Here is a 12397-nt window from a genome sequence, read left to right on the forward strand (position 1 = left end):
GGTTAAGCGCCTCTCGAGACTAGACTGGAGTAGAGAGCGGCGTAGCGTTCTGCGCTCCTGCCCCAGGATACGTCGGATTTCATGCCCTGCTTTTGCATCTGCGTCCAGACCTTTCGATCCGGGAAAAGATGCATGGCACGGCGCACGGCCTGCAAAAGCCCCTCCGCGGTGATGGGCGAAAATTGAATGCCGGTCGCGACTTTTGCCTGCAGCGCGGCATGGTTGGCGTCGATAATCGTATCGTTCAGCCCGCCCGTTCGCGCAACGATGGGTAAGCAGCCATAGCGTAAGCCATAAAGCTGCGTGAGGCCACAGGGTTCGAAGCGCGAGGGAATGATAATCGCATCACAGCCGGCCTGCATCAGATGCGACATGGGTTCGTTGTAGCCGGCCGAAACACCGACGCGACCGCGATGACGGCCGGCTGCGGCAAAAAGCGCGCCCTCCAGCGCCGCATCACCTGCGCCGAGAATTGCGAGCTTGCCGCCCAAGTGGACGATCTCGCTGGCAACTTCAGCCAGAATATCCATGCCCTTCTGCCAGGTGAGGCGGCTGACGACGCAGAAGATCGGACCGTCATCGTCGTCGAGGCCGAAATGCTCGACGACCCGATGGCGGTTGACGGCGCGATCCTTCAGCGTCGCCGCGCTATAGGTCTGCGCGATCATCGGATCGGTCGCAGGGTTCCAGATGTCATCGTCGATGCCATTGACGATGCCGTAGAGATTGTAGGCCCTGCTGGCGATGACGCCTTCGAGGCCCATGCCGAATTCCGGCGTCAGGATTTCTTCCGCATAGGATGGGCTGACGGTGGTCAGGGCATGTGCCGTCTGCAGCCCGCCTTTCAGGAAGCCGACATCGCCATAATATTCGATGCCTTCCATGGAGAAAGCGTGGGCCGGCAGGCGCAGGCCGGGGAAGATGTCGGCGCCGAACTGGCCCTGGAATGCGATGTTGTGGATGGTCAGCACACTCGGCAGCTCCGGCGTCGGATAGTAGCGCATGTAGACCGGCACCAAGGCCGACTGCCAGTCATGCGCATGCACGAGATCCGGCCGCCAGCCGGGCAGGAGGCCGGCGGCAATTTCCGCACCGGCGAGCGACAGCGCGGCGAAACGACGCCAGTTGTCGGGGTAATCCTTGCCCGTCGCATCCACATAGGGGCCGCCGGTGCGGCTGTAATAGGCCGGCGCATCGAGCACGAGGAAGGAAATTCCCGCGTGCTCGACCTCGAGAATGGTGGCAGCCTCGCCAAGGAGGTCCGGAAGCTCCAGACGGGCAACCGGATCGCGGATGGCTTTCATGACCGCAGGGTAGCCCGGGATGAGGGTCTTGGTTTCAACGCCATAGGGCTTCAGTGCAATAGGCAGGGCGCCGGCCACATCGGCAAGGCCCCCTGTCTTGATCAGGGGGAAGACTTCGGACGAAACCGAGAGAACCTTCATAGGTTACAAATCCAGCTTGTCGATCATCGATTGGGTGATGAGGCAGATGCCGCTTTCCGTGCGGCGGAAACGCTTGGCATCGAGTTCCGGATCCTCACCGACTATCAGACCTTCGGGAATGGTGACGCCATGGTCGATGACGACATTCTTCAGCTGCGCGCGGCGGCCGATCTTGACGCTCGGCAGCACGACGGCACCTTCCAGCTTGGAGTAGGAATTGGCGCGGACACCGGTGAAGAGCAGGCTGTTGTAGAGGCTCGCGCCGGAAATGATGCAATCGCCGGCAATGACCGAGGAGATGGCGGAGCCGCGGCGATCTTCGTCGTCATGAACGAATTTGGCCGGCGGCGTGATTTCGGCATAGGTCCAGATCGGCCAAGATTTGTCGTAGATGTCGAGCTCCGGCACCACGGCGGTCAGGTCGATATTGGCCTGCCAATAGGCGTCCACCGTTCCGACGTCCCGCCAATAGGCCTCGCGCTCGAAATCGGAGCGAACGCAGGATTGCGTGAAGCGGTGAGCGATGGCTTTGCCGTTCTTGACGATATGGGGAATGATGTCCTTGCCGAAGTCGCGGCTGGAATTCGGGTCGGCCGCATCGCGCTTCAGGCATTCGATCAGGAATTTCGTGTGGAAGACGTAGATGCCCATCGAGGCGAGCGCGAAATCCGGATTGCCGGGGATACCTGGCGGATCGGCCGGCTTCTCGACGAAGTCGATGATCTGATCCTTGTCGTCGACATGCATGACGCCGAACCCGACAGCTTCCATACGCGGCACTTCCAGGCAGCCGATGGTGACGTCAGCGCCGGAATCGACATGTTGCTGCAGCATCCATTCATAGTCCATCTTGTAGATGTGGTCGCCGGCGAGGATGACCATGTATTCCGGACCATAGGGCTCGATGATGTCGATGTTCTGATAGACGGCGTCCGCGGTGCCCTCGTACCATTGCGTTTCAGAAACGCGCTGCGAGGCCGGCAGGATATCGAAGCTTTCGTTTCGTTCGGGACGAAAGAAGTTCCAGCCGCGCTGCATGTGGCGGATCAGCGAATGGGCCTTGTATTGCGTCGCGACGCCGATGCGGCGGATGCCGGAATTGAGCGCGTTTGACAGCGCGAAATCGATGATCCGGGTCTTGCCGCCGAAATAGACGGCTGGCTTGGCACGGCGGTCGGTCAGTTCTTTCAGGCGGCTGCCGCGGCCCCCGGCAAGAACGTAGGCCATGGCATCGCGCGCCAGCGGCTGGAAACGTTTTTCTACCATTTTATTCCTCCCTGTCCGTAGTGATCTCAGAATTCCGGTTCGAGCATGATGGTCGCCAGCGGAGGCAGCGTTATGATCGCATGTACGCCTCCGCCTGCATTGACGGCCTGGACACGCCCGCCATTCCCCTTGCCGCTGCCGCCGTAGATGTCGGCATCGGTATTCAATATCTCGCGCCACCGCCCCTCAGCTGGCAGACGCAAAGTGTAATTCTCTCGATAGACTGGCGTGAAATTGGTGATGACGGCAACCGGCTTTTCGCCCGGCGCCTTGCGGAGCCATGCAAAGACCGAGTTTTCGAAATCGTCGACGACAAGCCATTCGAAACCCTCGCCCTCGCAGTCGCGGGCGTGGAGTGCCGGCTTGCTGCGATAGGTGAAATTGAGGTCGCGAACGAGGCGGCGCATGCCTTCGTGCATGCGGTACTGCAGCAGATTCCAGTCCAGGGCACGCTCCTCGCTCCATTCGCTCCATTGTGCGAATTCCTGGCCCATGAACAGCAGCTTCTTGCCGGGATAGCCCCACATGAAGGCATAATAGGCACGCAGATTGGCGAATTTCTGCCAGTCGTCGCCGGACATCTTGGCGATCAGTGATCCCTTGCCGTGGACGACTTCATCATGCGAGAGCGGCAGGACGAAGTTTTCCGAGAAGGCGTAGATCAGGCCGAAGGTCAGCTCGTTGTGGTGATATTTGCGGTGCACGGGCTCGCGGGCGAGATAGCTCAGCGTGTCGTGCATGAAGCCCATGTTCCACTTGAAGCCGAAGCCGAGGCCGCCTTCATGAACCGGCTGGGATACTTTCGGCCAGGAGGTCGATTCCTCCGCGATGGTCATGACGCCGGGATGTGCACCATAGATCCGGGTATTCACCGACTGCAGGAAGCGGACGGCTTCGAGATTTTCGTTACCGCCATATTCGTTCGGGATCCATTCGCCGTGCTTGCGGGAATAGTCGAGGTAGAGCATGGAGGCGACGGCATCCACGCGCAAACCGTCCAGGTGGTATTTTTCCGCCCAGTAGAGCGCGTTGTTCAGCAGATAGGCGAGAACCTCGGTGCGGCCGAAATTGTAGATCGCCGTGTTCCAGTCGGGGTGAAAACCCTTGCGCGGGTCCTCGTGCTCGTAGAGGGCGGTTCCATCGAACCAGCGCAGGCCATGCTCGTCGGTCGGAAAATGCGCCGGCACCCAATCGAGAATAACGCCGATGCCGACCTTGTGGCAGCCATTGACGAAACGGGCAAAGCCTTCCGGTTCGCCGAAGCGGGCCGTCGGGGCGTAAAGACCCGTGGTCTGATAACCCCAGGACGGATCGTAGGGGTGTTCGGTGATCGGCAGGAATTCGATATGGGTGAAGCCCATGTCGACGCAATAGGGGATGAGGCGCGAGGCGAGCTCGTCCCACGACAGCATCGAACCGTCGTCGCGGCGCTGCCAGGAGCCGGCATGTACCTCGTAGATGGAGATCGGCTGGCGGCGCTGGTCGACGCTTGCCCAATGTTCGCGATGCGCCGAATCGTCCCAGACCTGAAGCAGTTCGCTGGCGGTGACCGAAGCCGTCTTCGGGCGCAGCTCGCTGCGTCGGGCAAAGGGATCGGCCTTCAGCGGCAGCAAGACGCCATCATGGCCACGGATCTCGAACTTGTAGGCGACCCCGGCTGGCACATCCGGGGCGAATATCTCCCAGATGCCGCTGTCGGCACGGAAACGCATGACATGCCGGCGGCCATCCCAATTGTTGAAATCGCCGACGACGGAAACGCGCTGCGCATTTGGCGCCCACACGGCGAAATGAAAGCCCTGCACGCCCTCGTGCTTCAGGGGATGGGCGCCCATCTTGTCGAACAGGCGCAGATGCGTGCCCTGGCGGGCAAAATAATCGTCCATCGGCCCGAGAACCGGACCGAAGCTATAGGGATCGGTTACCGCCCATTCTGCATCGCCGCGCCGTGCGCGATAGCGGACCGGCTGCTGCTTGGCGAGCTTGACGTCGCCGGAAAAGAAGCCTGCCGGATCGAGGCATGCGAGCTCGCCGATGACGGAACCGTCGAGTGCCGTGGCGGTGACGGCTTCCGCGCCAAGGATGAAACAGCGGGCCACATAGCCGTCGTCCGTCTTGTGAACGCCGAGAACGGCGAACGGATCGGAATGGGTGCCTGCGAGAATTGCAGCAATATCCTCTGCCGAAATATCGCTCGAGCTCGTGGCGTCAGCGGTTTTTTTCGGCTTTTTCATCCGGCTCTCCAGATTTCCTTGGCGTATTGACGGATCGTTCGGTCGGAGGAGAACCAGCCCATGCGAGCAGTATTGTTGATTGTCTTTGCGTACCACTCCGACGGGTTGGCCCAGAGAATATCGACTTCGCGCTGTGCCGAGGCATAGGCGTCGAAATCGGCAGCGACCATGAACCAGTCGTGGCTATAGATGCCGTCGATCAGGCTGGCGTAGCGGTTGCGATCGTCGGGGGAGAAGACGCCGGAGGCGATGGCCGAAAGGGCTTGAGCCAATTCGCGCGAACGCTCGATGATGGCGCGAGGGTTATGACCGTCGCTGCGCAGGTTCGCGACCTCGTCGGCCCGCAGTCCGAAGATGACGATATTGTCCTCGCCGACATTGTCGCGCATTTCGACATTGGCGCCATCCAGCGTGCCGATGGTCAACGCGCCGTTGAGAGCGAATTTCATGTTGCCGGTGCCGGAGGCTTCCATGCCGGCGGTCGAAATCTGCTCTGAAAGGTCGGCGGCCGGAACCATGACTTCTGCCAGCGACACGTTGTAGTTCGGCACGAAGACGACCTTCAAGAGGCCGCGTACGGACGGATCGTTGTTGATGACGCGGGCGACGTCGTTGATCAGTTTGATGATGAGCTTCGCGTTGTGATAGCTCGGCGCCGCCTTGCCGGCAAAGAGCTTGACGCGCGGCTGCCAATCGAGTTCCGGATGCGAGCGGATCTGGTCGTAAAGTGCCACTGCCTCAATGACGTTCAGAAGCTGGCGCTTGTATTCATGGATGCGCTTGATCTGGATATCGAACATCGCGTTCGGATCGAGCTTGATGCCCATGCGGCTGGCGACGAGGTTGGAGAGCTGCACCTTGTTGGCACGCTTGACGGCGGCGAACTTCTCCTGGAAGGCGCTGTCGTGGGCGAACTGATCCAGCGGCTTCAGCTGCTCGGCATCGTCGAGGAAGGCGTCGCCGATAGTTTCGCGTACGAGATTGGTCAGCCCGGGATTGCATTGCATCAGCCAGCGCCGCGGTGTGATGCCGTTCGTCTTGTTGTTGATGCGATCGGGATAGAGCTTGTGCAGGTCGGCGAAGACCGTGACCTTCATCAAGTCGGTATGAAGCGCGGAAACGCCGTTGATCGAATGCGAGCCGACGAAGGCGAGATTACCCATGCGCACGCGGCGATCACCATTCTCGTCGATCAGCGAGATCGAGCGGATTTCGGTGTCGCTGAAATTGCGCAGCTTGCGCGCCTCCACCAGAACCTTGGCGTTGATGGCGTAGACGATCTGCATGTGCCGCGGCAAAAGCCGCTCGAACAGCGGTACGGGCCAGCTTTCGAGCGCTTCCGGCAGCAGGGTGTGGTTGGTGTAGCCGAAGGTATTTCTGGTGATATCCCAGGCCTTGTCGAAATCGAGGCCGTGGACATCGATCAGCAGGCGCATCATTTCCGTGACGGAGACGGCCGGATGCGTGTCGTTCAGCTGGATCGCAACCTTGTCGGCGAGATTGGTCAGGTCGTCATATTGCTGCAGGTGGCGGCGCAGGATGTCCTGCAGCGAGGCCGACGAGAAGAAGAATTCCTGGCGCAGGCGCAGCTCCTGACCGGCGGGCGTCGCATCGGCCGGATAGAGAACGCGAGTCAGGCTTTCGGCCTTGTTGCTTTCGCGCAGCGCGCCGATATGGTCGCCGGCATTGAAGGCATCGAGCAGGATAGGGTCGATCGGCTGCGCCGACCAGAGGCGCAGCGTGTTGACGCGCTTGCCGCGCCAGCCGACGACGGGCGTGTCGAATGCCGTGGCGATGACGCGCTCGGCCGGCTTCCAGACGTAACGCGGCTGATCGTCGTGACCGCTGATGGTCTCGACAGCACCGCCGAAGCCGATTTCATAGGAGCTTTCCTGGCGTTCGAATTCCCATGGGTTGCCGTGCGCCAGCCAGGTTTCGGGCAATTCCACTTGCCAGCCATCGGCCATCTGCTGACGGAAGAGACCATGCACGTAACGAATGCCATAGCCATAGGCCGGCACATCGACGGTTGCCATGGATTCCATGAAGCAAGCGGCAAGGCGGCCAAGACCGCCATTGCCGAGCGCTGCGTCGGGCTCAAGGCCGGCGATGACACGAATATCGACGCCCAGCGAAGCGAGAGCGTTGGTTATCTCCTCCATCAGGCCCAGATTGGAGATGGCGTCCCGCATCAGGCGGCCGATGAGGAATTCGAGAGACAGGTAGTAAACGCGCTTGGCACCCGTCTGATAGGCTTTTCGGGTGGATTCGATCCATTTGTCGATGACGCGGTCGCGGATGACAAGGATCGTTGCCGTCAGCCAGTCGTGCGGCTTGGCGACCTTCGCATCCTTGCCGATGCGGTACGTCAAGCGCTCGATGATTTCTTCGGCAAGGATTTCGGGGCGGGAACTGCGCGGGGCTGGAACGGGGAGATCGGCCTTCGTCAAGTTATTCATACTATCAACTCTCGCCATTTATGATTTATATTCAGCGTGTTACGCTCAATTAAATCGATTTGCCTTTCCGTGTCACTATCAGTTTACGCACCGATGTAAAGCAGTTGCAACAAGCGAGTTGGGCGGATGCGAAAAATGCCGCCAAAGGTTTGTCGTGAGTCGGAAAAGACTTGATTCCGATGATGTTTCGGGCTTTTATTCGCGCATCGATCAAACGAAAAGCCGCGCGATACTCGCATCGCGCGGCTTTTTCTTTGCTGTCTATCTATGGTTGCTTGGCGCTATTGCCAGCGAGATCACTTCGTCAGCAGCGTCATCTGCTTCGATGTTTCCGTGGCGATTGTCGTAAATGCCTTGAAGAGATCCGCAGCGCTTTGGGGCGTAAAGTAGTCGGAGGCTGAAGTAGCGCAATACTTCAGCAAGGCCTGGCCATTATCCGGTGCCATGAAGGCAATCGTGTACACGTGGATGCCGTTGCTGCGCGCCTTGTCGCATTGTGCTTTGGTATCCGTGTCCGCATTTGTCACGTTGTTTTCTCCGTCGGTCATGAATACGATGTACATGGTCGGGTTCAGGACGCCGCTCTTGTCCTTATGTTGGAGCTGCTCATATGTCAGTCCTGACGTCGGGGACGATTTCGTCAATGCGTCGACAGCGGCCGTAAACGCGGGGGCCGAATTCGTGGAGCCGCTCGAAGTCAGATTGTTGACATACGTCGTGATGCCGCTCGTACCCCAAGCCAGGGCCGTAGGTGTCTGAGCGACATTGTTATAGGAGTCCGCGCCTGTTCGAACGTACATCATGTTCGGGTCGGCACTGTTTAGCTGTGCAGCCAGATTGGACGTGGCAATCTTCAGCGATTCCATTTTGGTGTAGTAATTCGTCTTGGTGCCGGTGCACGTACTCCACACCTGTCGGCCGTTCGCATTCGTCTTCAAGCAGCTATAGGTATATGTCGTGGTCGGCTGCTGGGTATTGACCGTGTCCGTGGCTTCATCCATGGATCCGGAGCGGTCCAGAACAAAATACATCGACAGCGCATTCTGCTGGGTTTCGGTAGTCTTTCCGCTGGTTGACGTGCTGGACGCAGAAATGTTCAGGGAACTCTGCCCCGTCAGGCGGGTCATGCTGTTCACGGACATCGAATAGGATGCATTTACAACGACCGTGTAACCCGAATTCCCGGAGGAATCGGTCGTTTTTGTTACCGTCGTGCTGGTGCCCGCTTTCAGTGAATTCGTAGCATCCGTATCACCGGCGAGATAGTTCGACATTTGGCCGAGGACAAAATTGTTGGCGAGATCCTTGGCGGTCGTGGTGGTCGCGCTACCGTTTGCAAGCGCGGTTGCCGTAGCGAGTGCGGCGGCGTCCGTTGATTCCTGAAGCTGGCTGCGTGTCAGCGACATGTTCGTGACATCGACCGCTACACCTCCCGCCACAGCCAGCACGGGCACGGCAATCGCCGTCAGGATGCCAAAATTTCCGGCTCGATCAAGTAGAAGTTGTTTAAATGCCCAAAGTATATCGGAGCCGGCAATCATCATGTCCGCCTATTGGAAAGAGTTAGATTCTCAAGAACGGCGGGACTATCAATTACAAATATGAGTTGAAGGTTTAAGCGGTCAGTTGATTTTTAACAAACTACATAATCTGGCGCGATTTGCTTCAGATTTTTACTACTTTAAGTATATTCTATTTTAGTGGAACGACATCTACTGCCTGAACGGCTTTCTGATTGCCGTAGCTCTTCAGTACGCCGATAACGGGGGCAACGTCCGAATAATCGCGACCATAGGCGACGACGATGTGATCCGTGCCGGCAGGAATATTGTTGGTCGGATCGAGCTCGATCCAGCCTGCCGTCTCACCGCACCAGACGCGCACCCAGGCGTGCATGGCGTCGGCGCCTTCCAGTCTTTCCTTGCCGGGCGGCGGAATGGTGCGCAAGAAGCCGCTGACATAGCCGGCAGGGATACCGAGGCTGCGGAGCGCGATGATCATCACATGCGAAAAATCCTGGCAGACCCCGCGCTTGAGGCGAAATGCCTCCTTGGGGGTGGTATCGACCGTCGTCGCCTTGGGATCGTAGGTGAAGTCCTTGTGGATCTGCGCGCAGACCGCATGCGCAATCTGCAGGGTCGTCAGTTTGGTCGATTTCCATTGCCTGGCGTAATCGGTGATTTCGCCCGTCTCCGGCAGACGCGGGCTGCTGCCCAGGAAATGGTGGGGTGAAGACGGGTCGATCGACCAGCAGTCTTCGATCTCTTCCGGCAACTTGGCCAGCAGCGGCGAGAAGTCGGCCCCGACGGGCTGGCTTTCCACCTGAACGCGCGCCTGCATGCGGATGTCGAGCCTTTCATGCGGATCGCGAACCAGGATCGAGGTCGCCGGATGCTGGAAGAAATCCGTGAAGTTGGATTGCTCGTCCGGACCCGGGGTTATCTTTACCGAGCCGGCGATCAGCCTCTGCCGATTGGGCAGTGAGAGCGGCATGACGCGCAGGATATGCCGCGCGCCGCTTGCCGGCACGTCGTAGATGTAGCCCATGTGAAGCGAGAGATCGTAGAGCATTACGTCATCCGAGATAGGTGCGTGCCAGCAGGTCGGACAGCCGCTCCAGTTCGCGCGCCAGCTGCTGGTAGACTTCGACCGTCATCGCTTCGGGCGTCATGACAGCCAACCCTGAATGCAGGCGCATGGCCTCGCGGAAAAAAGGCGACATCTGGCCGTTGACGTAAGCGTTCGGGAGCTGTTCGACCTCGCGGTGGATCTCGTTCATCTGGAAGAGAATCGAGCGCGGGTTGAGCGGATCGAGTGCGAGCAGGTCCGTCACTGTCAGCCGAGCGGTATTGACGTTGTAGCGGCGACGATGAGTCATGACGCTGTCGCCGATTTCAAGCAGCATGTCGAGCGCGCCGTCGGGCGCATCGGGGCCGGACATATGGCCGAGCAGCCGTGTCATGTGCAGGCCGCGCTCGATATAGCGGCCGAGCGACAGGAAGCGCCAGCCGGTGAAGCGATACATGTTTTCATGCACGAGACCGGCAAAGCCCGCGAGCTTGCGCAGCAGGATCGTCATGGCATGGCTGGCATCGTCGCCAGGTTTCACCCCTTCCTTGAAGCGGCGTGCCGTCTTGGCGAGATCGTTCAGCGCCAGCCAGCCGTCGGGAGAGAAGCGGTCGCGAATATTGCTTGCCGAATAGACGGCGCTATCGATGTTGCGCAGCAGGGTTTCCGGCACCGCCTGCTTAGTATCGATGTCGATGGCGGCAAGATAGGCGCTGACATCGGCAAGCAGCGGTTGGTTGGGATCGGCCGCCTCGGCAAAACGGCCATGCCAGGCGCGCAGGATGCGCAACGCCCCTTCAGCGCGCTCGATATAGCGGCCGAGCCAGAAAAGGTTGTCGGCCGCCCGGCTCGGCAGGCTGCCCGGCATGTTGCGGGTGAAAGTTTCTTCGGCCGGCAGAAGCGTGTGCGCCTCGACGGGCTTGTCGGAGACGATCCAGACATCGGCGGCCGAACCGCCCGCCTGCATGGCGATCGCCGCGACATCGTCGCCGCTGCCGATGCGGGCAAAGCCGCCCGGCATGATCTGCCAGCCGTTTTCCGTGCGGGCGGCGAAGACACGCAGGCTCATCGGCCGCGGCGTGAGCTTGCCATTGACCCAGGCCGGCGTCGTCGAAAGTGTCACGACCTCCTGGCCAACCAATTTTTGACCTTCGGTTGCCAGCCAATCCGCAATCGAATCGCGGGCAGTGCTGCGCAGGGTCGAGCCCAGCACCGACTGGCCGTTGTCATCGAAGAAGGGCATGCAGGAATAGGCGGGGCCGATGACCATCTTCTCGATGTTGGCGGCGACATGCTCGCGCTCGGCCTTTTGGCCGCACCACCAAGTGGCGATCGACGGCAGCTTCAATTCCTCACCACGCAGATGCCGACAGATGGTCGGCATGAAGGCGAGAAGGGCGCGCGTCTCGAGAATGCCGGAGCCGAGCGCATTGACGATGGTCACCGTCTGCGCCCGCAGAGCCTCGACCATGCCCGGCGTGCCGATATGGGAATGCTGGTTGAGTTCCAATGGATCGGCATAGGAGGCATCGAGGCGGCGCCAGAGGACACTGATCGGTCGCAGCCCCGCGACGGTGCGCACCATCAGCTGATCGTTGACGACCGTGATATCCTCGCCCTCCAGCAGCATGAAGCCGAGATAGCGGGCGATATAGGCGTGCTCGTAATAGGTCTCGTTGGCGGGCCCCGGCGTCAGGACGGCGACACGTCCTTCGGCTCCGCGCTTGCCGCCAAGAAGCGCATCGCGAAAGGCACCGAAGAAGGAGGCAAGACGATGGACCTTGGTTTCGGCATAGATATCGGAAAAGGCACGGGTGGTAGCGACACGAGTTTCGAGAGCGAAGCCGGCGCCGGATGGCGCCTGTGCGCGGTCGGCCAGTACCCACCAGTTGCCATCAGGACCGCGGCCGACCTCGAAAGCCAGGAAATGCAGATAATGACCGCTTGCGGGCTTCACGCCGACAAGCGGACGCAGGAATTCCGGATTGGCGGCAATCAAGGCTGGCGGCAGCAGTCCTTCGCTCACCAGCCGGCTGTCACCATAGATATCGGCGATGATCGATTCCAAGAGATCGGCGCGCTGTTGCAAGCCTTCGGAGAGCGCCTGCCATTCGCGCTCGTCGATGAGCACTGGGATATGGGAGATCGGCCAGTTGCGTTCGCTGACGCCCGCCGTTCCGTAGGCGCGATAGAAGACGCCGGCGTCGCGCAAATAGCGGTCGGCGCGGGCGAAGCGCTCGGTCAATCCCTCTTCCGTCATACGCGTCAGCGCCGAGAGGAAGTTTTGCCAGACTGGGCGGACCGCGCCGGTATTGTCGACCATTTCGTCGGCCACACCGGGCAGGGGACGATAGGCAAAGGCCGGCGCCTTGGCAGTGCCGGTCTTTGCCTCATCCCGCCGTTCTGTCGCCGGTTTTCTACCCAT

7 protein-coding genes are annotated in these 12397 nt (G+C 60.0%); all 7 read right to left on the bottom strand.

Annotated features, from left to right (window positions below; all coding sequences use genetic code 11):
* Positions 1 to 2: 2 nt before the first annotated feature.
* Positions 3 to 1445 (bottom strand): glycogen synthase GlgA, encoded by a 1443-nt coding sequence (glgA, locus tag FBZ97_RS00865; RefSeq protein ID WP_145316028.1) that lies wholly within the window; start codon positions 1443 to 1445, stop codon positions 3 to 5.
* 3 nt (positions 1446 to 1448) lie between these two features.
* Positions 1449 to 2711: a glucose-1-phosphate adenylyltransferase gene (glgC, locus tag FBZ97_RS00870; protein ID WP_113330514.1), complete on the bottom strand. Its 1263-nt coding sequence runs from the start codon at positions 2709 to 2711 to the stop codon at positions 1449 to 1451.
* 26 nt (positions 2712 to 2737) lie between these two features.
* Positions 2738 to 4945 carry a 1,4-alpha-glucan branching protein GlgB gene (glgB, locus tag FBZ97_RS00875; protein ID WP_145316030.1) on the bottom strand — a complete coding sequence of 736 codons (2208 nt, stop codon included), beginning with the start codon at positions 4943 to 4945 and terminating at the stop codon, positions 2738 to 2740.
* Entirely contained in the window at positions 4942 to 7404 is a 2463-nt protein-coding gene (locus FBZ97_RS00880; RefSeq protein WP_145316032.1) for a glycogen/starch/alpha-glucan phosphorylase, read from the bottom strand. The genes glgB and FBZ97_RS00880 overlap by 4 nt, the downstream gene beginning before the upstream one ends.
* A gap of 296 nt (positions 7405 to 7700) precedes the next feature.
* Entirely contained in the window at positions 7701 to 8948 is a 1248-nt protein-coding gene (locus tag FBZ97_RS00885; protein WP_246661677.1) for a pilus assembly protein, read from the bottom strand.
* Between the two features lie 148 nt (positions 8949 to 9096).
* Complete coding sequence (locus tag FBZ97_RS00890) at positions 9097 to 9975, bottom strand: transglutaminase family protein (RefSeq protein ID WP_113330511.1); 879 nt, start codon at positions 9973 to 9975, stop codon at positions 9097 to 9099.
* Positions 9976 to 9979: 4 nt separating this feature from the next.
* Positions 9980 to 12397 (bottom strand): circularly permuted type 2 ATP-grasp protein, encoded by a 2418-nt coding sequence (locus tag FBZ97_RS00895; protein WP_145316033.1) that lies wholly within the window; start codon positions 12395 to 12397, stop codon positions 9980 to 9982.

Source organism: Rhizobium sp. ERR 942 (genome assembly GCF_007828395.1).
Lineage (GTDB): Bacteria > Pseudomonadota > Alphaproteobacteria > Rhizobiales > Rhizobiaceae > Rhizobium > Rhizobium dioscoreae.

Bases quoted from the DNA above. Each gene is read 5' to 3' on its own strand.
- FBZ97_RS00890 (WP_113330511.1), bottom strand. From the start codon at position 9,975: ATGCTCTACGATCTCTCGCTTCACATGGGCTACATCTACGACGTGCCG.
- glgA (WP_145316028.1), bottom strand. From the start codon at position 1,445: ATGAAGGTTCTCTCGGTTTCGTCCGAAGTCTTCCCCCTGATCAAGACA.
- glgC (WP_113330514.1), bottom strand. From the start codon at position 2,711: ATGGTAGAAAAACGTTTCCAGCCGCTGGCGCGCGATGCCATGGCCTAC.
- FBZ97_RS00885 (WP_246661677.1), bottom strand. From the start codon at position 8,948: ATGATGATTGCCGGCTCCGATATACTTTGGGCATTTAAACAACTTCTA.
- glgB (WP_145316030.1), bottom strand. From the start codon at position 4,945: ATGAAAAAGCCGAAAAAAACCGCTGACGCCACGAGCTCGAGCGATATT.
- FBZ97_RS00880 (WP_145316032.1), bottom strand. From the start codon at position 7,404: ATGAATAACTTGACGAAGGCCGATCTCCCCGTTCCAGCCCCGCGCAGT.
- FBZ97_RS00895 (WP_145316033.1), bottom strand. From the start codon at position 12,397: ATGGGTAGAAAACCGGCGACAGAACGGCGGGATGAGGCAAAGACCGGC.